Origin of the sequence: Janthinobacterium sp. ROICE36 (assembly GCF_002869965.1) — a bacterium.
Classification (GTDB): domain Bacteria; phylum Pseudomonadota; class Gammaproteobacteria; order Burkholderiales; family Burkholderiaceae_D; genus Janthinobacterium.
On record NZ_PEBS01000049.1, the window covers coordinates 19,788 to 43,873 of the forward strand.

A 24,086-nucleotide genomic window follows, 5' to 3' on the forward strand; every position below is an offset into this window, starting at 1 on the left:
GATGATCCGGTGGAAGAGTAAAGGCTGGCTCTTGCACCCGAATCAACGCCAAGGCGTGAGGGAAGTTTGCTGGCGAAAACAATACTGTAACACGAATCATTCTCATTTGAGAATGACAATTGGTCTAGACAGATGTTATTTCGCAACAGTTGTAAAAGTGCCAGCCGGGTTGGGCTGGCAGGACTGGCCTCAACCTTGCGGATTGGCCAGCTTGCGCGCTTCCGCCTGCGCGCGGCGGCGCTCGGCAAAGAAACGCTTGAGGAAGGCGCCGCACTCGTCGGCCAGCACGCCCCCTTTGAAGGCCGTCTGGTGGTTCAAGGCCGGTTGCTCAAACAGGTTCAGCACGGAACCGCAGGCGCCCGTCTTCGGGTCGCCCGCGCCGTACACCACGCGCGCCAGGCGCGCATGCAGCATGGCGCCCGAGCACATCACGCACGGTTCCAGGGTCACGTACAGTTCGCAGCCGGGCAGCCGGTAGTTGCCCAGCTTTTCGGCGGCCGCGCGCAAGGCCATCACTTCCGCGTGCGCCGTAGGGTCGTGGCGGCCGATGGGCTGGTTGTAGCCCACGGCGATGACTTCCCCATCCTTGACGACGACGGCGCCGACGGGCACTTCGCCCAGGTCCCACGCGTGCTGGGCCTGCTCCAGGGCCAGTTGCATGTAGCGTGCGTCCTGCGCGCCAGCGTGCATTTCAGTCATCGGTCACTTCTGCCCAGCAATTCGGCGTTTCATGCAATACCAGCTTATGCAGGTGCAAACCCGTGCCGAAATGGTCGGTAAACGCCGCTTTCAGGATCTCGAAGGCGATGCGCGCCAGGTTTTCCACCGTCGGGATGCGGTCGATGACGACGGTTTTATGGTCGGGCAGGCTGGCCAGGAAGTCGCGCACGGCCACATCCTTTTCATAAACGAGGAAGGCGTGGTCCCACACATCGACCAAATGCTGCTTGGCCAGGGTTTTCACGTCGGAAAAGTCCATGATCATGCCATTGTCGGAATTGCCTTCCGCTTCGATGACCTTGCCGACCAGGGTGATTTCCACCGTGTAGCGGTGGCCGTGCAAGTTGCGGCACTGGCTTTTATGGTCGGGAATGCGGTGGCCCGCGTCGAATTCGAGCTTGCGTGTGATCGTCAGCATATTGTTGTGAATACTACCTAATTAAGGAATTTGCAGGAGTTTATGGGTTTGCAGGCTCAGCTTCCACTTCGGGTTGCTTTTGCACGTTTCGATAGCCAGTTTCATGTTGTGCGCGGCCAGGGGGCCATCCATCGCCTGCACGAAGAAGTTCTCGAAGTCGAGTCCTTCGTAGTCGGCCAGGTCTTGCTGGAACTGGGGGATGACGACCTTGATTTCATTGCCTTTGTGCACGACCAGCGTGGCACCCATCTTCGGGCTGACGCAGATCCAGTCCACGCCGGCCGGCACGGGCAAGGTACCGTTGGTTTCAATGGCGATGGTAAAGCCCACCGCGTGCATGGCGTCGATCAGGGCCGTGTCCAGTTGCAGCAACGGCTCGCCGCCCGTAAACACCACGTATTTACTGGGCGCGTAGCTGGCCGGCCACAGGCTGTCGATCAAGGCGGCCAGTTCCTGCGGCGTCTTGAACTTGCCGCCCAGTTCGCCGTCCGTGCCGACGAAGTCCGTGTCGCAGAACTGGCACACGGCGGTGGCGCGGTCGCTTTCGCGGCCCGTCCACAGGTTGCAGCCGGAAAAGCGGCAAAACACGGCCGGACGGCCCGCGTGCGCACCTTCGCCCTGCAGGGTGTAAAAAATCTCTTTGATGCTATAAGTCACTGTATTTCCTAAGAGCTGGCTGGCGTCCTCGCGCAGGACGTCCGCAGCGATGCCGGCGCACAGCGCCATCACCGCAAAAGCCGATTGACAACCCTCTATTATATGCCGGTGCGACACTTCCCGTGCAAATGCCGTGGCCGCCAACTGGCGCCGCAGCATCAACGGACAAGAAAGCCACAGCGGCAGGCATAACTGCGTAGCTTTTGCGTTTAGACAATATAAACAAGCCAAAGTTAATATATTTTCTGTAAGAACATTGCCTGCTGGAAAACATTTAGGGAGCAAGGATATGCTGCAACGCTGGCTACGCCCACCCTACCGCCTGAGCATCCTGGCCTGCCTGGCGGCCGGCGCAATCACTATCCTGCACACCGTGCCGATGCTGCCGGCAGACACACCCGGCACCTTGATGGCGGCATGTGACATCCTGCTGGCCGCGCTGACCCTGTTGCTGTGGCGCCAGCACCGGCTTGCGCTGCGCCGGCAGGCGCTGGAACAACTGCGCGCGGACGCCGAGCAAACGCGCCTGGCCAGCGGGCAGCGCAAGGCGCGCGAGCAGGAACGCCGGCGCATCGGGCGCGACATCCACGACGACCTGGGCCAGCATTTGCTGACCCTGAAAATCGACCTGTCCATGCTGCAGGCCAGCACGTCTGGCGCCACGCCGCAGCTGACGCGGCAACTGGCCGTGATGATGCGCAATGTCGATCTCGGCATCGCGGCCCTGCGCCGCGTCATCCACGACCTGCGCCCGCCCGCCCTCGATGCAGGCCTGCAAGCGGCGTGCGACGCCTTGCTGGCGGACTTCCAGCGCAGCACGGGCATCGACTGCAGCAGCGATTACCGGCTCGACGCCGCCGCCGGCCGCGCGCACGGCCCCCTGCTGTACCACGCGCTGCAGGAAGCGCTGGCCAATATCGCCCGCCATGCGCGCGCCTCGCATGTCCCGCTGTGCCTGCAGCAAGCGGGCGACACCCTGGCATGCCGCATCAGCGACGACGGCGTCGGGCTGGCGGGCTCGCCGCCGCGCCTCGGTTGCGGCCTGTCCGGCATGCACGAGCGCGTGGCGGCCGCCGGCGGCAAGCTGCACATCGATGGTCTCAGCGGCGCCGGCACTACCTTGCACCTTTCTCTGCCCCTGCCACGCTGCTACGCCGAAGCGATGCTCCAACGCTGAAAATATTGCTCAATATCAACACCATCTCTACTCCACGCTGCATCATGGCCAACGAGCCAGTCCCCATTCACGCCCAAGAAGGATGCATCCATGCCGGATAGCCATGCACATGCCAGCGCATCGCCCTGCGATGAAGCCCAGGGTTTTGCCGTCAAGATGATGGAGTTGCTGGTGGTGCCCACCTTTGTCCTCGATGTGCATGGCCGTGTCATGATCTGGAACCGCGCCTGCGCGCACCTGACGGGCGTGCCGGCCAGCGAAGTACTGGGCACGCACGAGCCGGGCCGCTGCTTTTACAACGACGAGCGCCCCACCCTGGCCGACCTGCTGCTTGCCGGTCGCGGCGGCGACCTGCGGGCGCTGCATGCACAGCAGCGATACCGCAGCAGCACGGGTAGCAATCTGTGCGCGGAAAACTGGTGCGACATGCCGCGCACGGGGCGGCGGCGCTACCTGGCCGTCGATGCCAGTCCCATCTACGGCAATGGCGACGAACTGATCGCCGTGGTCGAAACCCTGCGCGACATGACCGAAGAAAAGCGCGCGCAGGTGGAACTGCAACGCCTGGCCACGCGCGATGGCCTGACTGGCCTGGCGAACCGGCGCTGCTTCGACGATACCATCCTGGCCGAGTGGCAGCGCGCCCAGCGGCAGGGCCAGCCCCTGTCGCTGCTGATGGTCGATGTCGACAATTTCAAGGAGTACAACGACTGCCACGGACACCAGGGCGGCGACCTGTGCCTGCGCAAGGTGGCCGGCGCCGTGGCCAGCGAAATGCGCGCGAACGACATGGTGGCCCGCTATGGCGGCGAAGAATTTGCCGTCATCCTGCCGAACCAGTCGCTGAAGGGCGCGGCCATCGTGGCCGAACGCATCCGCCAGCGCGTGGAACGGCTGCAACTGCCGCGCAAGCGCCCCGACGGCGCCTGCGTCACCGTCAGCATCGGCGCCGCCACGGCCCTGCCCGGCCCCGGCACGCAACCGGGGCAATTGATCCACACGGCCGACTGCGCCCTGTACCGCGCCAAGCACCTGGGCCGCAACCGCATCAGCCTGCCGGAAACGACGCTCACGTAAGCATCGGGAAACACGACCAAATTTGGTGTATATTTAGTCCTGCCACAGTTTTCTTTCTTATTCGGAGCCGCCATGGACCTCAAGGAACGCATCAAGCCGATTTCCTACCTCAAGGCCAATACCAAGGAAATCGTCAACAGCTTTGACGCGGGCCAGGACGAGCCCATCATCATCACGCAAAATGGCGAAGCGAAGATGGTCGTGCTGTCCATGCACGCGTATCAGGAAGGCAAGCGGCAAGCGCGGCAGATGCAGGAACAGCATGCGTTCATGAAGCTGATCGCCATGGGCAACCAGGACATCGCGCGCGGCGACGTGGTGTCCGAAGAAGACTTCCTGGCCAGCCTCGACCAGGACTGACATGGCGCGCATCGTCGTGCTGAAAAGCGCCGAGGCCGATTTCAGAGAATTGCGCAGCGACTTCAGGACACGCCACACAGCAGCGGCGTACGCACACTTCAGCTGCGCTTTCCGGCAATTATTCGCTGACCTCAAGACTTTTCCCGACAGCGGCACCCCCATCGAGGCCGCCCGTGAAGTCGGCATGGATGTGCGGCAACGCCTGTGTGAAGAGATTCGCATTGTCTACCAGCATGACCGTGCACATGACATCGTGTATATCCGCATGTTCCTGCCCACCCGGCGCGACTTCCTCAGCCATCTCACCACGCGCATCCTGCGGCCCGACTTTTAGTCACGCCCCTATGCACGGCGGCATGAATATTCTATGCTGCGGCGTTGCACTTTCATCACATCCAAAAAAGAAGGAGGCTTCGTGTCAAGAATCATGCCCGCTTTATTACCTGCTTTCGCCTTGGCCCTGTCGGCCATGGCCTCGTCGAACCTGGGCGCCGCACCCGTCAAACCGGCTGCCCCCCACAGCGCCACTGCCAGCAAGGCCGATTTGCTGCCATTCAAGGCCACGGAAAAGACCTTGCCCAACGGCTTGAAAATCATCATCGTACCGACCGGCTTCCCCAACCTGGTCTCGCTGCAGATTCCCGTGCAGACGGGTTCGCGCAATGAAGTCGAGCCGGGCAAGTCCGGTTTCGCGCATTTCTTCGAGCACATGATGTTCCGTGGCACCAAGGCTTATCCGCCCGAGAAATACCAGGAAGTCATCACCCGCGCCGGCGCGCGCCAGAATGCCTATACCAGCGACGATTTGACCAATTACCACACCACGTTTGCCAAGCAAGACCTGGAAACCGTGCTGAAGGTGGAAGCGGACCGCTTCCAGCACCTCGATTACGCGGAAGACGCGTTCAAGACGGAATCGCGGGCCGTGCTGGGCGAATACAACAAGAACAGCGCCAATCCCGTCTCGAAACTGTTCGAAGTGATGCGCGACAGCGCCTACACCACGCATACCTACAAGCACACGACGATGGGTTTCATCCAGGACATCGAAGACATGCCGAACCAGTACGCGTATTCGAAGCTCTTCTTCGACCGCTGGTACCGTCCCGAGCGCACCACCATCATCATCGCCGGCGACGTCGAGCCGCAGCAAGCCATCGCGCTGGTGGAAAAATACTGGAGCGCCTGGCAGCGCGGCAAGCAGCAGGCCGCCGTACCCGTGGAGCCAAAGCCGCATGGTCCCGTCTACAAGCACGTGGCCTGGCCCACGCCGACCCTGCCATGGGTGGCCGTGGGCTTCCACGCACCCGCGTTTTCCGTGAAGGACAAGGACCAGGCGGCGCTGGCGACGTTGCTGTCGCTGTCGTTCGGCCGCACTTCGCCGCTGTACAAGCGCCTGGTGCAAAATGAGCAAAAGGTCGACCAGTTGTTCGACATGACGCCGGACCGGGTCGACCCGACGCTGGCCGTGCTGGGCGCGCGCGTGAAAGACATCGATGACGCCGTCTACGTGCGCGACGCCATCCTGGCCACCGTGGCGCAGCTGCGCGACACGCCAGTGAGCGAAAAAGACCTGGCGGACGCCAAGTCGGCGGAAAAATATGGTTTGATCCGCTCGCTCGACAACACCGAGCAGATCGCCGGCACCCTGGCGTCCTTCGTGCATTTCGACCGCTCGTATGCCACCATCAACCAGTACTACCGCCTGATCGATACGCTCACGCCGGCCGACCTGCAGGCGGCCGCGCGCAAATACCTGACGGACGACGGCCTGGTGGTGACCACCCTGTCGCACCAGCCGATGGCGGCCGCCATCGCCACAACGCCGACACTGGCCAGCCTGCTGCCGGCCGCCTCGAACGCGAAGTTCGACGTGCTGGTGCAAAAATCGGCGCTGCCGCAAATCCGCTACAAGCTGCTGTTTACGGCCGGTTCCGCGCAAGACCCGCAAGGCAAGGAAGGCCTGGCCGCGCTGACAGCCGCCATGGTGGCGTCCGGTGGCTCGTCCGAACGCAAGATCGATGAAGTCAACCAGGCCCTGTTCCCGCTGGCCGGCAGTTTCAGCCAGCAGACGGACAAGGAAATGACGACGTTTACGGGCTCCATCCACAAGGATAACTGGACGCAGTTCAACGCCATCGCCCTGCCGCTGCTGCTGTCGCCCGGCTTCCGTGAAGACGATTTTCGCCGCCTGAAGGATGCGCAAAAGAACGCGCTGCTGCTGGACCTGAAGGACAATAACGAAGAGGAATTCGCCAAGGAACGCTTGCAAACCAATGTGTATGCAGGCACGCCGTATGGCCACCCGGTGCTGGGCACGCTCGCCGGCATCGACGCCATCACCCTCGACGACGTAAAACAGTTCTGGAAGAGCGCGTATGCGCAAGGCGCCGTCAAGGTGGGCATTTCCGGCGACGTGTCCGACGCCATGACGGCCTCGCTGACGCAGGCGCTGGCAAGCTTGCCGGCCGGCCCCGGCTTGCCGGCCAGCGTGAAACCTGCGGGCCGCAAGGCACAGGGACTGGAAGTGGAAATCATCGAAAAGAACACGCGCGCCACGGCCATTTCCTTCGGCCTGCCTTTGGAGGTGACGCGCACGCACCCGGACTTCCCCGCCCTGTGGCTGGCGAAAACGTGGCTGGGCGAACACCGCGCCTCGAATTCCTACTTGTACCAGCGCATCCGCGAGCTGCGCGGCATGAACTATGGCGATTACGCGTACATCGAAGCCTTCCCGCGCGGCATGTATCAGTTCTTCCCGAACCCGAACCTGGGCCGCAAGGCGCAGCTGTTCGAAATCTGGATACGCCCCGTAGCGCCGGACAATGCCCACTTCGCGCTGCGCGTGGCCCTGACGGAATTGGGCAAGCTCATCGACAACGGCTTGACGCAGGACGATTTCGCCACCACGCGCGACTACCTGATGAAAAACGTGTTCGTCATGACCTCGACGCAAGACCAGCAACTCGGTTATGCGCTCGATTCACAATGGTATGGCACGCCGGAATTTACCAAGCTGATGCGTGATGGCCTATCGAAACTGACGCTGGCGGACGTCAACCGGGCCATCAAACAGCATTTGTCGGCGCAGAACCTGTCCGTGGTGATCGTCGCCAAGGATGCGGCCGGCTTGAAAGAAAAGCTCGTCAGCGACGCGTTTTCGCCCATCAAGTACGACGGCAACAAGCCGCAGGCGCTGCTCGATGAAGACAAGGTCATCGGCGCGATGCAGCTGCACATCAAGCGGGAAGCCGTCACCGTGACGCCGGCGGCGCAGGCGTTCGCGAAGTAAGTTTGTGCCAGATCAAGCTCGTCCGATGCAGCTTGCCGGACGAGGTTGGTCTGTTCTTCGGCGCGGCCAAACCCGCCTTCAGGCAGCAAATCCCGGTCTTGGTCGGAAAGTAGCATCTTGGCAATCTGGTTATCTGCATACTGTTTTTCGACTCTTCCCCAGTGAAAACCATGACAAGGATAACCATGCAGCTGTTCCCTCCCCACCTTTACGCCAGTTGCGTCCTCGCCGCTGCCGCACTACCCGCCACCCTGTACGCCCAGACACCGGCCCTTGCGGGACACTGGCAATTCCAGACGGCAACGGGCACGACGACGACGAACGGCGTCGACATCGACCTGATCGACACAGGCATACTCGACATCACCGAAGAGCGAGGCAGCTTGCGCGCGACGATATCCTGGCTCGATGAGCAGGGCCAGCTTACCTCGCCGCGCACGGTCAACGGCACGCCCGGCCCCGCCGGCACCGTCTTCAGGCATGGCGGCAAGCGCGTCAGCACGGGGAGGAACGGCAAGGACATCAGCACTGAGGTGACAATACGCTGGACCTTGCAGGCCAAAGGCAAGGTACTGAGCGGCGTACGCCTGGTCGAAACCGATGAGAGCGAACCCAAGCCCGTGACCGGCAGGCGGCTCCAGGAGCGCTATGTGCCGCCGGCGCTGCCGGCCGCGTTGCCGGAAACTGCTGCAAGCACCTCCGCGCGCGGCCCCTCGACGCCGGCCGAACGCGCGCGCGTGGTGCAGATGGCCGTTGCGGCGCAGCACGATCCGCTGGCGCTGCAAGAGCGCGATGGCGCCTGGCTCAGCGCATGGATCGAGGCCATTCCCGACCTCACGTTTGGCGCCAGCCTGACCGATGACTGGCTGAACACCGCCCCCACGCCCGCCACCCGCGAGGCGCTGCGCTTCCAGTACCTGGCCAGCGTGATGGCCTTCCAGATCGACCATCCGGACCAGGCCCGGCAGCAAGGCGATTGCGACCTGGCGGGCATGCAGGGCGTGCTGCACGCCTACGACACACTGCTGCGCCAGGATAGCCGTTACCGCTCCGCAAAGCTGGACGCAGCGCTGGCGGCGCGCCGGCAGGACAGGCTGCCCGCCTTCCTGGCCACGCTGTCCGGCAGGGATGCGCGCATCGCCGGCGCGCCATCGCCATCTGGCGACGCCACGGCGCGCCGAATTGTGGCGCTGGGCACCAGCGACCCGCGCGCCATGGACTGGCTCGACATCCTGAGCAACCGCTTCGGCGGCCGCATGGCCGGCAGCGATGCCTACACGCATGCGGCGCAATGGGCGCGCATGCAACTGCAGCAATGGGGGGTGCAGGCCGAGTTGGAAGAAGCCGGTGCCATGCCCGTCGGCTTCAATCGCGGGCCCTGGTCGGGCAAGATGCTGGCGCCCCGGGAACAGCCGCTGCGCATGGCGACGCCCGCCTATTCGGCCGGCACGCGTGGCGTGCAGCAGGGGCTGGCCACCGTGGGACCGGCCACCCTGGAAGAGGCGCAGGAGCGCGCTGCGCAATTCAAGGGAAAATGGGTGCTGATCGGCGGCGAAAACAGCGGCGGCGGGCGCGACGGGACGTCCCTCCACAAGCCCAGGGCCATCACCCGGGTGTTGATGGAGGCCGGGGCGCTGGGCACCATCCAGTCTGGCGAAGAACCGCTGTATGCCGCCAGCGCGGCGCCCGCCACCTGGGCGACCCTGCCCACCCTGCCCGACATCAAGCTGGCCGCGCCACAATACGCCGACATCCGCCAGCGCCTGGCGCGCGCCGAAGCGGTCACCCTGGAATTTGACATCCGCAACTGGTTCTATCCGGGCCCGGTGACCTATCACAACGTCGTCGCCCGCATTCCCGGCACGGAAAAGCCGGAAGAAGTCGTGCTGATCGGCGCCCACCTCGACAGCTACGATGGCGGCACGGGCGCCGCCGACAATGGCGGCGGCGTATCCACCATGCTCGAAGCGATGCGTCTGCTGGCCAAGTCCAATGCCAGGCCGCGCCGCAGCATCATGCTGGTGGTCTTTGGCGCGGAAGAAATCGGCCGCAAGGGTGCGTTCGCCTTTGCCGAGCGGCATGCGGGTGAGTTGAACAATATCGTCATGATGCTCAACCGCGATGGCCGACCTGGCGCCATCGACGGCATCGCGGTTCCCACGGCGTGGAAGAGCGTGTTTGGCCGGGTCGAACAGGCCCTGCAAGACATCCATCCCGTGTTCGGCTTCGCCACGACTATCAATGACGTGCCGCGCGATGCCAGCAAGGCGATGCACGCGCGGGCCGGCAGCGATGACGCCGTGTTTAGCCTGCATGGCGTGCCGACGCCGAAATTTACCGTGCTCGGCGATTTCGACTATGCGCGCGTGCATCACACGGTACTCGACACCTACGAAAATGTGCTGCCATTTCGTTCAGCGCAGCAATATTCGGCCATCGCCATCGCCCTGACCGCGTATGAAGTCGCGAATGCACCCGAAGAGATCAGCCGGAAGGGCTACTATCGCGTAGCCCCTCCTGCACAGTAGAGCTGACGCCTGGGTCACTCGAAGGGATTGGCCACCGACGTCACTTCGGGTGGCGGCAGCTGGTCGGGCAGCGCCTGCTTTTCCAGCTGCGCCACCACGTCGCCCAGCAGTTTTTGCAGCTGTTTCGCCAGTGCCAGGCCCGGCTTGTCCAGGGTCAGGTCGATATCGCCGCTGATGCTGATGCGGTCGATGCGGTTTTCGATGCTCAGGCCGCCGATCTCCAGCACATCGCTTTCATTGGCATATGGGACGAATTTCTTTGCACACATGGGACTTCCTCTCAAGGAGATGTTTTTTTGGACTTGCTATTGATCTTCGGCAAACTCAGCATGCGCAGCTTTTGCTGCCGCGTCAGCGACGGTAACAGATCGATGCCTATCCTGTCTTCCAGTTGCGCAATGCTCAGTATTTCATATTGTTTGGTATCGATGTTTGCTATGAAGTAGGCGGCGCCGGCGCGCTGGCGCGGGCTGTACACGGCCTTGTACAGGTGGCTGGGCACGATCACCCTGCCCACCTTGCGCAAGTTGCCGCCAATGAAAGCCGGTCCCGTGATCACGTACAAATCGCCCTCCTTCTTCGCCATCTTGCGCACGGCGCCTTCGATGCCGGCCCACACATAGCGGTTGTTGCGCGCATCCTGCGGCACCATATTGGCCAGGGTAAAGCTGTCGCGTTGGCTCTGGCGGTCCGGCATGTCGCCGTTCGGCGCCATGTGACCACGGTCGAAGCCGCTGCGCGCATAATCGGCCAGCTCCGCGCGCTGGGCGGCGGGCAACTTGCGTTCGGCATGGAAGGAATTTTGGCGCGACAAGTCCTGCGCCGCTTCCAGCTTGTTCGCCGTCAAGTGTTCAGCCGACCACAGCGGCGTGCGCGTAATACCCGAGTGCATCACGCCAAACACCTGGTAGCACAGCTCCGTGGTCGCCACGTCCAGCTTGGCATTGGTGATTTCCGGCTTGCGGCCATCGACGTAATGGGCAGGACAGGCATCGGCATGCGCCAGGTTCGCGGCAAAGGCGCAAGCAAGCAAGCCACACGCCAGGGTCAGCCTGGCGATCGATCGTTGAATCATATTTCCCTCTGAAATCTTTGCAGGCCAGCATTCTAGCGGACGCGAGCCCTCACCACAAACCGGCACAAACCTGGCGTGTGCGTCTGTGCCAGGCGGCAGGCGGCCCTGCGCAGAGCTGGTGCAAATAAAGGCCAACAGGCTGCGCACAGCCATTCATATCTGCTAAGATTGCCTTGATTTGTTCGCATCGACCATTCAAGATTTGGAGAGCATATGATCAAAAAAACCCTGCTGCTGATTGTTGTCGTCGTCGCCGCCATCCTCGGCTATGCCACCACCAAGCCCGACACCTTCAGTGTCGAGCGCGACATCATCATCAAAGCCCCACCCGAGAAAATCGCCGCCCTGATCACGGACTTCCATTACTGGGCCGCCTGGTCGCCATGGGAAAAGCTCGATCCGGCCATGCGCCGCACCTTTGCGGGACCGGCCAGCGGCCAGGGCGCGCAATATGCGTGGCAAGGCAACGACAAGGTGGGAGCCGGCAGCATGGAAATCATGGAAGCGGCCCAGCCCGAGCGTACCGTCATCAAGCTGGACTTCCTGAAACCGTTCGAAAGCCATAACACCACCACCTTCAGCATGACACCCGAGGGCGACAGCACCAAGGTGAACTGGACCATGACGGGCCCCAGCCCTTACGTCACCAAGGTCATGACGGTGTTTGTCAGCATGGACAGGATGATAGGCAAGGATTTTGAAAAGGGCTTGAACAAGCTGAAGGCAGCGGCAGAGCGCTAAGCACGCCCGCCGCCAACAGAAACAGGGCCCGCGCGGCCCTGTTTCTGTTGGCGCCCGATCAGAACTGCTCGATCCAGGCGGCCAGGTGGTCTGGCGTGAGCGCCGGCTCAGCCTGCACCACCTTGCCCTGCAAGCCCAGTTCCGTCTTGCTCAGCTGCAAAGACCAGCCGCGCCGCGCCAGCCACAGCAAGCTGGCCAGCCAGAATGCGTGGATGGACGAGACGGGCGTGGTGGTGGGCGTTTCCAGGAATTCCGTCAGCAGCCGGCCATCGAGGAACAGCGCCGTGCCGCCCTGGTTTTGCAGTGCCGCGCCAAACACGGGCAGCAGCATGTCGATCGCTTGCTCCACGCCACGCCCCGGATGCTCGCGCTCGAGCTTGTCGAGCTGCTGGCGCACGGCGGCCGCGAAGGCGGTGCCGCGGAAGGCTTCCGAACTGACTAGGTCGGCATAATCCATCAGCAGCCAGTCCGGCTCGGGCGGCGTGACGCCGGCCGTCAGGGCCGCCGACAGATACGCTTCCACGGGCAGTTGCTGTTCCGGACCGGCCAGGCTGGCGCACAGGGTGTACAGGGTGCCGATGCGGTTGGCGACGGCTTGCCGCTGGCGCACCATCAGCTTTTCGCGCAGCAACTGGGCGTGTTCATTGCGCAGCCGCGCCAGCTCCAGCGCCTGCTTCAATTCCATGCGCAGGGCCGCGATATCCCACGGCTTCTGGATGTAGCGGTGGATCTGCCCCTGGTTGACGGCTTCCACCGTGTGCTCCAGTTCGGAATACGCGGTGGTCAGGATGCGCACAATGTGCGGATAGCGGTCCCAGGCGTATGACAGCAGCTCATTGCCGTAGGCACCGGGCATGCGCTGGTCCGACACCAGCACGGCAATGCGGTCGGCCTGCTCGTCGAGGATGCGCTTGCCCTCCTCGACCGAGGTGGCCGTCAGCACGTCGGCCAGCGGCGCGATGGCGCGCTGGAAATATTTGAGGGCGTTGACCTCGTCATCGACATAGAGTATCGTCGGCAAGCCTTGCGCCGGCTCACGCTGAGCCGGTAAACGCAGATTGGCGTCAATCATGCTCGTTCCTTATATGTACTGGAAAATTCAGGGTTACCGTGGTGGAACTGCCAAACTCGGTGGCGATATCGAGGTTGCCGCCGAACGACTGCATCATGCGATGGCAAAACACCATGCCCCAGCCCTTGCCTTCGTCGCCGCTGGCACTGACGGGGTCAAGCAACAGCTGCGCAACAATCTCGGGGGCGATGCCGGCGCCATTGTCGTGCACCGTGATGCGGCCGGCATCGATACGGATGCCGATCGCAGGATGAGCTTGCTCACCGGCCGAGCGCAAGGCATTCGCCAGCACGGACGACAGAATCAGCGCGACGCAATTGGGCGACTCGGCAATGGCGAAATCTTCGCCCTGCTCAAGCGTGATGGCCGCGCGCTGTGCCGTGCTCAAGGGGTAGCTGTCGAGCAAGGCGGCCAGCAACTGGCGCGCGCTGCCGGCGCGGCGTCCGCCCTGCATGCCCGGCCCGGCACTGGCCAGGCGCACCGTATCGACAAAGCTGGCCAGCACGGACAAACAATAGCGCGCATTGTCGTGCATCAAGGTGGCCGCTTCGCCGATCTCCGCCTGCGGTGCGGAATCTGCCTGCGCGCGCCGCGCGATGCCGCGCGCAAAATTGGCGATGGCCGCCAGCGGCGTGTTCAATTCATGCGCGAGGAAAGCCAGCGACTCTTCCATCGCCACCAGCCCCTGGCGGCGCGCGGCGCGCTCGCGTCCCGTCTGCACGGCCAGTTGCAGCGCCGTTTGCATGGCGGCCAAGTCGAGCGGCTTTTCCAGCAGGCGGAACAGCGAACCGCCGTTGATCAGTTCCAGCAGCACGTCCTTGTCCGCATACGCCGTCACCAGCATGCAGACGATGTGCGGATAGTGCTGCGCCACTTCCTGCAGCAGCTCGCTGCCCAGGCGGTCCGGCATGCGGTAGTCGGTAACGAGCACGTCGACCTGGGCGCCATTGTCTGCCAGCAAAGCGAGCGCCGCATCGACGCTCTGCGCCGTCAGCACGCGGTAGCGCTGGCCGATGGCGCGCTCGAAATACTTGCAGGCCAGCGCTTCGTCATCCACATACAGCACGCTGGCGCGGCTATCGTTATCCATGCTAACGGCCCTCCCAGTCGGAGCGCTGCAAGTCGAAATTCATGCTGGCCCAAACGCCCAGCTCGCTTTCAGCGCTGAGGGTGCCGCCGTGGCGCTCGATCACGCCATAGCTGATGCTCAGGCCCAGGCCCAGCCCCTGCCCCACTTCACGCGTGGTAAAGAACGGTTCGAACACGCGCGCCAGGTTTTCCGGGGCGATGCCGGGGCCGTTGTCGCGCACGCTGATGCGCAGGCGCTTGTCATCCCAGCGGGCCGTGATGCGGATCTCGAACGGCGGCGCATTGCCCTTGCGCATGGACAACACGGCATTGCCCAGCAAGTTGATCAGCACGCCCACGATGGCCGCCTCGTCGCCGCGCACCAGGGTGTCGACCGGCAAGTCGTGGCTGATGCTGACATTCTTCGTTTCATGCCCCACCAGGCGGATGGCCGCGTCGAGTGCGCTGCGGAACTGGAAGTGCCCCGTTTCCAGCTGGTTGCCGCTCTTGCGGTAGGCAAAGGTCTTCAAGTCGGAAACGATGTGCTGCACGCGCAGCATGCCCTGCTTGGCATCGGCCAGGCATTCGCTGATGAGGGCGCTTTGCTGGGCGGCCGGGTCTTCGATGGCCACCTCGATGGCCATCATGCAGAAATTCACGGGATTGTTCACTTCATGCAGCATGCCGGCGGCCAGCGTGCCGATGGCGGCCATTTTCTCTTGCTGCAGCATCTGCCCCTTGATATCGGCCAGTCTTTTGTTGGTTTCTTCCAGTTGCGTGTTCTTTTGCGCCACTTCCGCCTTCAGCTGGAACAGCATGAAGCGGGCGCGTTCGTTGAAATAGGTAAACACGGCGCTGATGCTGGCCGACATGATGAGGAACAGACAGTTGACGACAAAGGTGCCCGGCAAGTCGAAGCCGCCCGCTTGCCAGGCGCAGGCAGCCACGTACAGCAGGCAGGAGATGGCGCCGAAGACCATGTTTTGCCACAAGCCGAAGGCCAGCACGATGCCTGACGAGTAGATGGCCAGGGTCATGCCCACGTAATAGATAGAGGCGGCCCCTTCCGTGACGGCGATCATCCAGGCGATCATGATTTGCGGCAGGATCAGCCATACAAAAGTCAGTCCCTGGATGCGGTCTTGCGCCCAGCGCGTGCGCATGGCCAGCACGACGCAAAAGATCAGCGCCGACACGAGGATGCGCGCACCGGTGAAGGCCGACTGCTTGTCCGGATACAGGGCCGAATCGAGGCCCATGCCCAGCAGGATCAGCACGATGCCCGTGTAGGCCCCGCCGCGGCTGAATTCCAGGCGGAAGTCGCGCAAAATGGCCGTGTAGCCGGCGTGCAGGCCTGGAGTATCCATCAAGGAATGCTCACTTCCGCAAACACATTCACGCCCGTGGCATCGACATAGATTTTTGGCGCCATCGCATGCTCGGGCAGCAAGGCCGACAAGCCCGCTTCATTGCGATAGATCAAATGCCACTCCAGCAAATGCTCCATGCCGAACTTGCCCGGATTGTCGGCGTGCACATTGGTGACGAGCAAACGTCCGCCCGGCCCCAGGCGCGAAGCGAAGTGCAGTAGCAGGCGCGCGCACACCTTGTCGGACAGGTAATCGAACAGGCCGGCGCAATACACGGCGTCAAAACTGCCGGGCAAGCCCACGGCGCCCGAGCCGTGGCGGCGCTTGAGCAGGTTATGCACGGAATCGTGCACGTAATCGATTTCGACCACGCGCCCCGTGCGCTGCATGATGGTGGTCAGGCGCGCGCGCGTCCAGTCCAAGGTCTCGCTGCTGAAGTCGACCAGTTCGAAGGCCAGCCATTGCGCATCGGGGCAGGTCTCGAGGAAACGCTGCACCTCGATGGCCGGGCCGCAACCCACGTTGAGCACCTTGAAGACGCGCCCGGCAACGCGCGCCGCAGCCGCCTTTTGCGCCAGAAATTCGGTCAGCATATCGATGCGGTTGCGGTGCGCCGTCGCCACGGCCGCCTGCAAGAAGGCCGCATTGACGATTTGAAAATAGGTGCTGGGACCCTGGCGCGGATCGTCCAGCAACTGGTTGACCATCTGGTAATCGCCCGCATAACCGAGCGGCTTGGTAAACGTGCGGAAGACGAATGGCGCGCGCAGGATCAGCGGGTGCAGCGCCGCCTGGGCGAACGCGCGGTGGGCCGGCGCCCGCTCTTCCTCGACGAGGGAGGCTTCCACCTCGAGCTGGCGCAGGTACAGCTGGGTTTGCTCCATCAGCGGCAAGGCCAGCTCATCGAAGATGTCGGAGCGCAGGCGGCCGTTTTCCTTGGGCAGCGAGTCCGACAAGTCGACCTGCTCGACCCAGCGCGCCACCTCCGACAAAAAGGCGCGCATTTCGTTGATGACGATCTGGTAATCGCGGCGGATGCGGAAGCGTTCGCCCCAGCCGGCGACAAAGGCGCTGGACTCTTTTGCCACGGCGCCCTTGACCACCACCACGTCGCTGAGCTCGCGCCACTCGTCGATCAGGGTCACGGAAACGATGGCGGTCAGGCCCGTGTTGACGCTGCTGATGACGACGGCTTTGCCCACATAGGCGTTCTTCGCCCCCATGCGCACCGTCACGTCATTGAGCACCTCGCTGACCTGCACAATCGAGTAGGGATTGTAGATTTCCATGACCAGCGAATTGCGCTGCAAGTTGAAAATCGTGCCGCGCACCGCCTCACCCTGGGTGTTACGGAAACTGACGACTGGATCGATCTGCGATTGTGAATACACGATTGAACATTATCAAGTTGCCCGGTTTCCGGCGCACCATAATGGTGACGCCAGTTTCCAGGCTGGGTTAAGGCACGGCACACCGGTCATCTGCCGCCGTGCCGGTGCGCCTCAAAGCGCGTCTGTTCGCTCTCTGAACGAGTGTACTATGGATGTAGCAGGACGGGCAATTGTTCCCTCTGGAACGACTGTCTGTGGCACAGGCGCGCAACGCCGCCAGTCAACCGGCCACGAACAGTGCCAAGGCGTGACGCAACAGCTGCGGCGTTTGCCCCGTCCAGCGCTTGAACGAGCGGCGAAAGTTGGTGGCATCATGAAAGCCGAGGTAGGCAGCCACGGCATCGTTGTCATAGCCATGCGCCTGAAACAGGTAGATGGCCTTGTGCGCGCGCACCTGGTCCAGCTCGGCCTGGAAATGCGTGCCATGGCGCGCCAGGTGGCGCTTGAACGTGGCGGGACTGACGCCGAACTCTTGCGCCGTGCGCTCCAGCGTGGTCGCGCAGCGGATATTGGCCAGCAAATAGTCGTACAGCGCGCCCAGCAGGCTGGCGGCGGGCATGGGCGCCAGCGCCGCCGCCCGCAAGGCCAGCGCGGCCGCCGTGGCATTGCCGCGCGGCCAGGGCTTGTCGAGCCAGCCGGAATCGATGAGCATGGCGTCGACCTGGCAATCGAAGCGCAACGCCTGGCCCAGGTGCACTTCATGCTGCTCCACGTGGCGGGGCCGCGCGCGGTTGAAGCAAAAGCGCCACGGCAGCGCCTCGCCGGCCAGCCAGCGGCACATGGCGGCCAGCGCCGTCATGTGCATTTCCACCAAAAAAGGCAGTTGGCTCGGCGCGCCGAACGCGTCCGTCCAGTACAGCACCTGCATGTCGCCCGCCTCGCGCAAGCGGGGCTGCAGCAGCGGACACAGCAAGGTATGAAAATCGCACAAGATGGTCAAGGCCTGGCGCAGATTCTGCGCCTGCAGCAGGGCATGGCTGGCAGCGCCGTAATGACCGGGCAGCATTTGCTGGCCCAGCATGAAGCTGGTGTCGGCACTGTCGAGGCCGCGTGCCACGTTGGCCAGCAATTGCAGGTATTGCGCGGCGCTGACCTGGCTTTCCGCCGATGGCAGCGCGCCACCGTCCAGGCCCGTTCCCTTGAGCAGCGGCGCCGTGGCCAGCTCGCGGCTGCGCGCGTAATCGAGCACCAGCGCCGGCTGGTGATGGGCCGCGATGCCGGGGTCGCCTTGCTGGTTCAGCGGCATCACGCAGGTGCGGCGGAACTGATCCCGGCACCGGAGCGCGGCGTTTCCACGGCCCGGCTCAGCTCGGCCAGCACCACTTCCGGCACGCCATCGGTGAGCGAGCAGGCATGGCGCAGGCTCAAACGGATTTCCCGGTTGTCGTTGGCGTGGTGGCGCATCTGCCCCACCATGGCGCACAGGTGGCGAGCCTTGACGGCCGCCTCCTCGCGCGACACGCCCGGCATCAGCACGGCGAAGCGGTCGCCCGCATAGCGGCACAGCAAATCGTCATTACGCAGGTTCAACAGCAGCATGTGGCCCACGGCTTGCAGCACGCGGTCGCCTTCGCGGTGGCCGTATTCGCGGTTAATCAGGTGAAAGCTGTCGATGTCGAGCAAGACCAGCGCACAATCGAGGCCGGGACGGCGCTCCTGCTCCAGACGCATCTGCGTGCGCAGATAGCTGGCGTCGGCCAGCTGCGTGATGCGGTCGAAGGCGCGGTGGTCGCGGAACAGGCGTTCGCGCTTTTGCAGGTGTTCGTTCAGGCGGAACTGTTCCTGGCGCCAGTAATACATGCCGATCGTCAGCACCAGCATGCCAAACGGAATCAAGGCTTCCAGCCAGTTATCCCACACGGCGCTCTTGTCGATGGCAAAGAATTCATCGAGGCAATCTCCCCAGGAACCCAGCATGATGGCGCACAGGCCGCCGGCGATCAGGCTCGTCACCCTTCCCCGCGGACGGCTGCTGAGAGTAAACAAAAACCAGATGCCGGCCATGACCGCCGTGCCGCCTTCGCAGACGATATCCATCCACTTCCAGATGGCGAACGGTTTAAGGTGGCCCAGTGTGGCGTACAGGAAAAAGAACAGGGGCAAGGCCAGCGCGGCGGCAATCAGGCTGTTACGGTGCAACGGCAGCATGTGGGAAACCTTTAAAAGTGGTGCTGTCGCCACGATAGCGCCCGCCCATGACGGCACGATGACATGCCCCGCGCCCGTGCGGCAGGTGCAAACGGCTCAGCATTACTAGTGAGCATCGTGCAAATACGGCATGCCGCGCCCCGTGCGCCCTGCGCTGGCAGGTCATTTCAGCTCACCACGGTGCATTTCCGGCCGGAAAGCGTTCGCCTGCCCTTGTTTTCGCTGCGCCCCGCCCGACCCTGTCACGCAAGCGTCATATTTGCTGCCTAGAATCCGCCCGGTTCCCTCCTTCCTAACCGAGCTCTTCATGAAAACCATGCACACTTCGCCCCCCTCCCCGCTGCGCCTGACGGCCCTGGCCCTGGCCATCATGGCCGTCTTCAGCGGTCCAAGCCATGCGCAAGCGCAAGATGCCGATGGCTTGCCGGCCGCCACCGTGGTCGTCAGCGGCCAGCGCGCCAGCCTGCGCAACGCCATCGCCGCGCAAGAGAAAGCCGACAACATCGTCAGCGTCATCAGCAGCGACGATATCGGCGGCTTGCCGGACAAGAACGCGGCCGAGGCGCTGGCCCGCTTGCCGGGCGTGTCCGTGCAACGCGACCAGGGCGAAGGCCGCTACATCACGGTGCGCGGCCTGGGCCCGGACCTGAACGCCGTCACCATCAACGGCGCCCTGGTGCCGTCGCCGGAAGCGGGCCGCCGCGCCGTGGCGCTCGATATCCTGCCTGCCGGCCTGATCCGCACGCTGGAAGTGTCGAAGACTTTACTCCCGGAAATGGACGCCAACTCGCTGGGCGCCACCATCGAAGTCAAATCGCTGTCCGCCTTCGACTTGCCGGGCAAGCTGCTGTCGGCCAACGTGGGCGCCAGCCATGATGAAAAACGGGCAAGACCAGCCCCAGCGGCGGCGCCCTGTGGGCCCAGCGCTTCCTCGATGGCAAGCTGGGCATGGCTGCCGGCCTGAGCGCGGAAAAGCGCTCGTTCGGCTCCGATGACGTGGAAACGGGCGGCGCCTGGAGCAAGGGCAAATTATCTGGCCTGGAATTGCGCGACTACCTGCCCGTGCGCAAGCGCGGCGCGCTGGCCATCAACCTCGATTACCGCCCGGAAGCGGACAACAGCTGGTTTTTGCGCTCTTTCCTCAGCGAATTTTCCGACAATGAAGTGCGCGAGCGCCTGACCATCAGCAATATCGCGGGCGGCAACCTGGCCGAAGGAGCCACGGCCAGCGCGCGCGCCGAGCGCCGCATCCGCCAGCGCAAGTATACGCAGCAAGTGCGCTCGCTGGTGCTGGGCACGCAGCAGAAATCGGGCGACTGGACGCTGGACGTAAAAGGCGGCATGAGCCGCGCCACGGAAGACACGCCGGATTCCTTGAGCGACGGCCGCTTCCGCGGCACCAGCAATTTCGCCGGCATCAGTTTCACGGATACGCAGGAGCCAAAATTGAACGGTCCCGCCGCACTGTACGATCCGGCCAATTACGCGCTGAACGCCATCACCCTGCAAAAGCGCTATTCCAAGGACAATGAACACCACGCGCGCATCGACCTGGCGCGCAAGTTCGACGTCGCCACCCTGAAATTCGGCGCCAAAGTCAGCCGCCGCGAAAAAAGCAATGACACGGACCAATGGGCCTATAACAGCAGCAAGGCGTCGAGCGGCAATTACTGGGGCGCCGGCTCCTCCTCGATGAGCAACTTCTTGCAAGGCCACAAGCTCGATTACGACCTGGGCAACATTGGCATGGCGCTGGATCCGTTTCTCATCCGCGCCAGAGTCGCCGGCCTGGACCGCGACAAAGCGCGCCTGGCCCCCGAGTCCCTCATCAATGATTACCGCATGCATGAAGACATCAGCGCCATGTATGTGCAGAACAGCGTCGACTTCGACGCCTGGCACATCCTGGGCGGCGTGCGCGCCGAGCGTACCAGCTTTGAAGCGGCCGGCTCGCAGGTGGACAGCGCCGGGTTTGCCACGCCATTGTCGCGCGAACGCTCGTACACCAACTGGCTGCCTAACCTGCAAGCCCGTTATGACCTGGATCAAAAGACCAGCGTGCGGGCCGCCTGGACGCAAGCCGTGGTGCGCGCCAACTTCAGCCAGCTGGCACCGGGCATCAGCCTGGCCAGCAACACGGAAGCCGTGATCGGCAACCCGGACTTGAAACCGCTGAAGGCGAACAACCTGGACCTGGGCATCGAGCGCGTGCTGGGCAATGACGGCGTGATGTCGGCCTACGGTTTCTACAAGGACATCAAGAATGTTACTTACACGACGAACCTGGCTGGCACGGGTCAGTGGGCGGGCTACACGACGGCCACCTCGTATGCGAACGGCGACGCGGCGAAAGTGAAAGGCATCGAACTGGCTTACATGCAGCCGCTGCGCATGCTTCCGGCGCCGTTCAACAAGTTTCTTGTGGGCGTAAATGGCACCCTCAGCACCTCGCGCGCGCAGATCGGCCGCTACGACAAGACCAGCAACAAGCAGCTCCAGCGCGACATCCGCCTGCCGGGCCAGTCGAACCAGGTGATGAACTTGATGCTGGGCTATGAAACAGGGCCGGTCAGCGCCCGCCTGGCCCTCAACTACAAGTCGCCCTACCTGCTGAAAATGGGCGGCGATATCCTCGCTCAAAGCCAGGACCACATCGTCGACAGCCAGAAGCAGCTCGATTTCTCGCTGTCGTACCAGATCAACAAGCAGTTCCAGGTGGTCTTTGAAGCGGCGAACCTGAACAATGAGAAATACTATGTCTACCAGGGCACGAAGCAATACAACGTGCAGAACGAACAATACGGCCGCACTTTCAAACTGAGCCTGAAAGCCAGCGCCTTCTGATGATGATTTCTACTAACATGAAAAAAACCGTACTCTGCAGCGCTTTGCTGGCTTGCCTCAGTGGCATCGTGCAGGCCGCCCCCGCCAACGCTTTACCTTCCTTCACGCAGGAAGCCGAGGAACTGGCGCGCCTGCCCGGCGGCGGCTGGCTGACCCTGGACAAGCATGGCTTGCGCCTGTTCGACGCGCAGGGCCAGGAACAGGACCGCATCGCCGTGCGCGCCAAGCAGCTCGACACGCGCATCGATGGCAATCGCGTGCTGGCCGTGTTCCTGGAAGCGGACACGCAGCGCCCTCTGCCCGTGACCGTCGATGTGCAAGTCGGCAAGCTGGTCATGCTGACGCCGTTTCCAGTGCCGACGTTTTCCGTGGAAGCATCGTGTTTGTACCGCGACGCGCAGCAGCTAGCTCATCTTTTCTTGATCGGCAAGGATGGGCAAGCGGAACAGTGGGTGATGCAGGGCGAGCAACGTCAGCTGGTGCGCAAACTGGTTTTGCCGCCGCACGCCAAGCATTGCCGGGTCGACGATGGCGCTCGGCGCCTGCTGGTGAGCGAAGCGAACATGGGCGTGTGGGCGTATGACGCCGATTCGGAGGGCATGGGCAAGCGCGAAGTGGTGGCGCTGCGCAAGCCGTACGGCCAGCTCGATGGCGGCGCCGGTGCGCTGGCCGTGCTGCCCGGTGGCGTGGCCGTGCTCGACGGCAAGGCGGAAAAGCTGCACCTGGTCACCCATCAGGGCGGGCAGTGGACGGCGCAGCCAGCCCAAGCTGTCGCCTTGAACGTGCGCAAGGGCGCTAGCCAACTTGCCATGGATGCGGGTTCCGTGCTGCTGCGCGGCAAAAACGGCTGGCAAGCGCGCCCCTTGAAATGGAGCGGCAAAGCGGAAACGGTGCCTGAGGTGGCCATCATCGCCCCGCAAGCGCAGACGGCGCCGATGGCGCGCCAGGGCGACGCGGCCGACGATCCGGCCATCTGGCTGGCCAGCGATCCGGCCAATGCGCGCATCCTGGGTACCAACAAGAAGCAGGGTTTATTGGTCTACGACTTGCAAGGCAAGCAGACGCAGTTGCTGGAAGTGGGCCGTTTGAACAACGTCGACGTGCGCCAGCACATCCAGTTGGGCGGCAGCAAAGTCGACCTGGCCGTGGCCACCCAGCGCGACGATAACAGCATGATGTTGTTCACGATCAATGCCAGCGGCGAGGTGGCGGAAGCGGGCCGTTTTCCGACCGGACTGAAAAGCATCTACGGCATGTGCTTGTACCAGCCGGCCAGCGGCGGCGTGCAAGCGTTCATCAATGACAAGGATGGCACTTTCCATCAATATAGCATCGGTTTGAGCGGCAAGCAGTTCAGTGCGACGCTGTTGCGCAGCTTCAAGGTCGCCACCCAACCGGAAGGCTGCGTGGCGGACGACGCCAACGCCCGCCTCTTCCTGGGCGAAGAAACGCGCGGCGTGTGGACCACCTCGGCCGACGCCGCCAAGCAGGATACACTCACCATGGTGTTGCCCGTGGGCGCGAACCTGACGGCCGACGTGGAAGGCATGGCCATCTACCGCAAGCCAGGCGGCAAGGCTGACTCTGGCTACCTGATCGTCTCCAGCCAGGGCGACAGCAGCTACGTGGTGCTCGACGCGCAAGCGCCGTATAAAGTGCGCGGCCGCTTCAAGGTGGGCTTCAACTTGCCCGCCGGCATAGACGGCACCTCGGAAACGGATGGCCTCGACGTCACCTCCGCCAACCTGGGCGGCGCGTATGCGCAAGGCATGCTGGTGATCCAGGACGGCTACAAGCGCCTGCCAGACGGGCCGCAGAACTTCAAATATGTGGCGTGGGGGGATGTGGCGAAGGCGTTGGGATTGGAGTAAGTCGGCAACGGACGCTCCCTTTGGGAGCGGCCCCGCCACTATGTGCGCGGCATATCGATATGAAATGGCAGCCGCTTGCCGCATAAGTCCACCATGCCCGACACAAGCAGGCGCCGTGCCGACAATTCAATGATGTTGACGGCCGATACGGGGGGTGTACTGAATTCTGTGTAAACGGTTTTTCGTTTAAGTCTGCGGTACCCGGTCTTCAAACTGGATGGCGAAGCGGTTCAGTGCCGCTTTCCAGTCCCGTATTGGCATCGTCCACTTCTTGCTA

21 protein-coding genes are annotated in these 24,086 nt (G+C 63.1%); 10 read left to right on the top strand and 11 right to left on the bottom strand.

Annotation, left to right across the window (positions count from 1 at the left end):
- Positions 1 to 189: 189 nt before the first annotated feature.
- Genes tadA through queE form a run of 3 tightly spaced genes read right to left on the bottom strand, consistent with a single transcriptional unit; the run spans position 190 to position 1,795 of the window.
- The gene (gene tadA / locus CSZ94_RS18885; protein WP_102122930.1) at positions 190 to 699 is read right to left on the bottom strand and encodes a tRNA adenosine(34) deaminase TadA; all 510 of its coding nucleotides are present in this window, start codon (positions 697 to 699) and stop codon (positions 190 to 192) included.
- Positions 692 to 1,138, bottom strand: coding sequence for a 6-carboxytetrahydropterin synthase QueD (gene queD / locus CSZ94_RS18890; RefSeq protein WP_071077189.1), 447 nt, complete (start codon positions 1,136 to 1,138; stop codon positions 692 to 694). Before queD ends, tadA begins: the two co-directional genes overlap by 8 nt.
- 21 nt (positions 1,139 to 1,159) lie before the next feature.
- Positions 1,160 to 1,795 (bottom strand): 7-carboxy-7-deazaguanine synthase, encoded by a 636-nt coding sequence (gene queE / locus CSZ94_RS18895; RefSeq protein ID WP_102122946.1) that lies wholly within the window; start codon positions 1,793 to 1,795, stop codon positions 1,160 to 1,162.
- 289 nt (positions 1,796 to 2,084) lie between these two features.
- Between queE and CSZ94_RS18900 the strand changes: the two genes are divergently transcribed.
- The 6 genes from CSZ94_RS18900 (at position 2,085) to CSZ94_RS18925 (ending at position 10,229) form a co-directional block, all read left to right on the top strand.
- Positions 2,085 to 2,972 carry a sensor histidine kinase gene (locus CSZ94_RS18900; protein ID WP_102122931.1) on the top strand — a complete coding sequence of 296 codons (888 nt, stop codon included), beginning with the start codon at positions 2,085 to 2,087 and terminating at the stop codon, positions 2,970 to 2,972.
- A 90-nt stretch (positions 2,973 to 3,062) separates the two neighbouring features.
- A complete protein-coding gene (locus CSZ94_RS18905; RefSeq protein WP_258001083.1) occupies positions 3,063 to 4,049 on the top strand; it encodes a sensor domain-containing diguanylate cyclase in 987 nt (328 codons plus the stop codon).
- Positions 4,050 to 4,121: 72 nt separating this feature from the next.
- Positions 4,122 to 4,409, top strand: coding sequence for a type II toxin-antitoxin system Phd/YefM family antitoxin (locus CSZ94_RS18910; RefSeq protein ID WP_102122932.1), 288 nt, complete (start codon positions 4,122 to 4,124; stop codon positions 4,407 to 4,409).
- Position 4,410: 1 nt separating this feature from the next.
- The gene (locus CSZ94_RS18915) at positions 4,411 to 4,743 is read left to right on the top strand and encodes a type II toxin-antitoxin system RelE/ParE family toxin (protein WP_102122933.1); all 333 of its coding nucleotides are present in this window, start codon (positions 4,411 to 4,413) and stop codon (positions 4,741 to 4,743) included.
- A gap of 81 nt (positions 4,744 to 4,824) precedes the next feature.
- Positions 4,825 to 7,701, top strand: a complete 2,877-nt coding sequence (locus tag CSZ94_RS18920) for a M16 family metallopeptidase (RefSeq protein WP_102122948.1) — start codon at positions 4,825 to 4,827, stop codon at positions 7,699 to 7,701.
- A gap of 185 nt (positions 7,702 to 7,886) precedes the next feature.
- Positions 7,887 to 10,229, top strand: a complete 2,343-nt coding sequence (locus CSZ94_RS18925; protein ID WP_102122934.1) for a M20/M25/M40 family metallo-hydrolase — start codon at positions 7,887 to 7,889, stop codon at positions 10,227 to 10,229.
- A 14-nt stretch (positions 10,230 to 10,243) separates the two neighbouring features.
- On the opposite strand, the gene CSZ94_RS18930 is transcribed toward CSZ94_RS18925, so the two are convergent.
- The gene (locus CSZ94_RS18930; RefSeq protein WP_102122935.1) at positions 10,244 to 10,498 is read right to left on the bottom strand and encodes a hypothetical protein; all 255 of its coding nucleotides are present in this window, start codon (positions 10,496 to 10,498) and stop codon (positions 10,244 to 10,246) included.
- Between the two features lie 11 nt (positions 10,499 to 10,509).
- Positions 10,510 to 11,304 carry a DNA/RNA non-specific endonuclease gene (locus tag CSZ94_RS18935; protein WP_102122936.1) on the bottom strand — a complete coding sequence of 265 codons (795 nt, stop codon included), beginning with the start codon at positions 11,302 to 11,304 and terminating at the stop codon, positions 10,510 to 10,512.
- Between the two features lie 213 nt (positions 11,305 to 11,517).
- On the opposite strand from CSZ94_RS18935, the gene CSZ94_RS18940 reads away from it, so the two are divergent.
- Positions 11,518 to 12,045, top strand: coding sequence for an SRPBCC family protein (locus CSZ94_RS18940; protein WP_102122937.1), 528 nt, complete (start codon positions 11,518 to 11,520; stop codon positions 12,043 to 12,045).
- 58 nt (positions 12,046 to 12,103) lie between these two features.
- Here the strand turns inward: CSZ94_RS18940 and CSZ94_RS18945 are convergent, their stop codons facing one another.
- From CSZ94_RS18945 to CSZ94_RS18970, 6 genes are all read right to left on the bottom strand, one after another.
- The gene (locus tag CSZ94_RS18945) at positions 12,104 to 13,117 is read right to left on the bottom strand and encodes a response regulator (protein WP_102122938.1); all 1,014 of its coding nucleotides are present in this window, start codon (positions 13,115 to 13,117) and stop codon (positions 12,104 to 12,106) included.
- Positions 13,110 to 14,207, bottom strand: coding sequence for a hybrid sensor histidine kinase/response regulator (locus CSZ94_RS18950; RefSeq protein ID WP_102122939.1), 1,098 nt, complete (start codon positions 14,205 to 14,207; stop codon positions 13,110 to 13,112). Before CSZ94_RS18950 ends, CSZ94_RS18945 begins: the two co-directional genes overlap by 8 nt.
- Before the next feature lies 1 nt (position 14,208).
- Positions 14,209 to 15,552, bottom strand: a complete 1,344-nt coding sequence (locus tag CSZ94_RS18955) for a sensor histidine kinase (protein ID WP_102122940.1) — start codon at positions 15,550 to 15,552, stop codon at positions 14,209 to 14,211.
- Positions 15,552 to 16,946, bottom strand: coding sequence for a class I SAM-dependent methyltransferase (locus tag CSZ94_RS18960; protein WP_102122941.1), 1,395 nt, complete (start codon positions 16,944 to 16,946; stop codon positions 15,552 to 15,554). The genes CSZ94_RS18955 and CSZ94_RS18960 overlap by 1 nt, the downstream gene beginning before the upstream one ends.
- 220 nt (positions 16,947 to 17,166) lie before the next feature.
- Positions 17,167 to 18,192, bottom strand: a complete 1,026-nt coding sequence (locus CSZ94_RS18965; RefSeq protein ID WP_102122942.1) for an AraC family transcriptional regulator — start codon at positions 18,190 to 18,192, stop codon at positions 17,167 to 17,169.
- Positions 18,192 to 19,094 carry a GGDEF domain-containing protein gene (locus CSZ94_RS18970; protein WP_102122943.1) on the bottom strand — a complete coding sequence of 301 codons (903 nt, stop codon included), beginning with the start codon at positions 19,092 to 19,094 and terminating at the stop codon, positions 18,192 to 18,194. Before CSZ94_RS18970 ends, CSZ94_RS18965 begins: the two co-directional genes overlap by 1 nt.
- Before the next feature lie 316 nt (positions 19,095 to 19,410).
- On the opposite strand from CSZ94_RS18970, the gene CSZ94_RS28805 reads away from it, so the two are divergent.
- Genes CSZ94_RS28805 through CSZ94_RS18980 form a run of 3 tightly spaced genes read left to right on the top strand, consistent with a single transcriptional unit; the run spans position 19,411 to position 23,809 of the window.
- Positions 19,411 to 20,058 carry a TonB-dependent receptor plug domain-containing protein gene (locus CSZ94_RS28805; protein WP_258001084.1) on the top strand — a complete coding sequence of 216 codons (648 nt, stop codon included), beginning with the start codon at positions 19,411 to 19,413 and terminating at the stop codon, positions 20,056 to 20,058.
- Complete coding sequence (locus CSZ94_RS18975; protein ID WP_258001085.1) at positions 20,043 to 21,938, top strand: TonB-dependent receptor; 1,896 nt, start codon at positions 20,043 to 20,045, stop codon at positions 21,936 to 21,938. The genes CSZ94_RS28805 and CSZ94_RS18975 overlap by 16 nt, the downstream gene beginning before the upstream one ends.
- 17 nt (positions 21,939 to 21,955) lie before the next feature.
- Positions 21,956 to 23,809, top strand: a complete 1,854-nt coding sequence (locus CSZ94_RS18980; RefSeq protein WP_102122944.1) for a phytase — start codon at positions 21,956 to 21,958, stop codon at positions 23,807 to 23,809.
- Positions 23,810 to 24,086 lie beyond the last annotated feature (277 nt).

Bases quoted from the DNA above. Each gene is read 5' to 3' on its own strand.
- CSZ94_RS18940 (WP_102122937.1), top strand. From the start codon at position 11,518: ATGATCAAAAAAACCCTGCTGCTGATTGTTGTCGTCGTCGCCGCCATC.
- CSZ94_RS18970 (WP_102122943.1), bottom strand. From the start codon at position 19,094: ATGCTGCCGTTGCACCGTAACAGCCTGATTGCCGCCGCGCTGGCCTTG.
- CSZ94_RS28805 (WP_258001084.1), top strand. From the start codon at position 19,411: ATGCACACTTCGCCCCCCTCCCCGCTGCGCCTGACGGCCCTGGCCCTG.
- CSZ94_RS18925 (WP_102122934.1), top strand. From the start codon at position 7,887: ATGCAGCTGTTCCCTCCCCACCTTTACGCCAGTTGCGTCCTCGCCGCT.
- tadA (WP_102122930.1), bottom strand. From the start codon at position 699: ATGACTGAAATGCACGCTGGCGCGCAGGACGCACGCTACATGCAACTG.
- CSZ94_RS18965 (WP_102122942.1), bottom strand. From the start codon at position 18,192: ATGCCGCTGAACCAGCAAGGCGACCCCGGCATCGCGGCCCATCACCAG.
- CSZ94_RS18945 (WP_102122938.1), bottom strand. From the start codon at position 13,117: ATGATTGACGCCAATCTGCGTTTACCGGCTCAGCGTGAGCCGGCGCAA.
- CSZ94_RS18930 (WP_102122935.1), bottom strand. From the start codon at position 10,498: ATGTGTGCAAAGAAATTCGTCCCATATGCCAATGAAAGCGATGTGCTG.
- CSZ94_RS18900 (WP_102122931.1), top strand. From the start codon at position 2,085: ATGCTGCAACGCTGGCTACGCCCACCCTACCGCCTGAGCATCCTGGCC.
- CSZ94_RS18935 (WP_102122936.1), bottom strand. From the start codon at position 11,304: ATGATTCAACGATCGATCGCCAGGCTGACCCTGGCGTGTGGCTTGCTT.
- CSZ94_RS18915 (WP_102122933.1), top strand. From the start codon at position 4,411: ATGGCGCGCATCGTCGTGCTGAAAAGCGCCGAGGCCGATTTCAGAGAA.
- CSZ94_RS18905 (WP_258001083.1), top strand. From the start codon at position 3,063: ATGCCGGATAGCCATGCACATGCCAGCGCATCGCCCTGCGATGAAGCC.
- CSZ94_RS18975 (WP_258001085.1), top strand. From the start codon at position 20,043: ATGGCTGCCGGCCTGAGCGCGGAAAAGCGCTCGTTCGGCTCCGATGAC.
- queD (WP_071077189.1), bottom strand. From the start codon at position 1,138: ATGCTGACGATCACACGCAAGCTCGAATTCGACGCGGGCCACCGCATT.
- CSZ94_RS18980 (WP_102122944.1), top strand. From the start codon at position 21,956: ATGAAAAAAACCGTACTCTGCAGCGCTTTGCTGGCTTGCCTCAGTGGC.
- CSZ94_RS18950 (WP_102122939.1), bottom strand. From the start codon at position 14,207: ATGGATAACGATAGCCGCGCCAGCGTGCTGTATGTGGATGACGAAGCG.
- CSZ94_RS18955 (WP_102122940.1), bottom strand. From the start codon at position 15,552: ATGGATACTCCAGGCCTGCACGCCGGCTACACGGCCATTTTGCGCGAC.
- CSZ94_RS18910 (WP_102122932.1), top strand. From the start codon at position 4,122: ATGGACCTCAAGGAACGCATCAAGCCGATTTCCTACCTCAAGGCCAAT.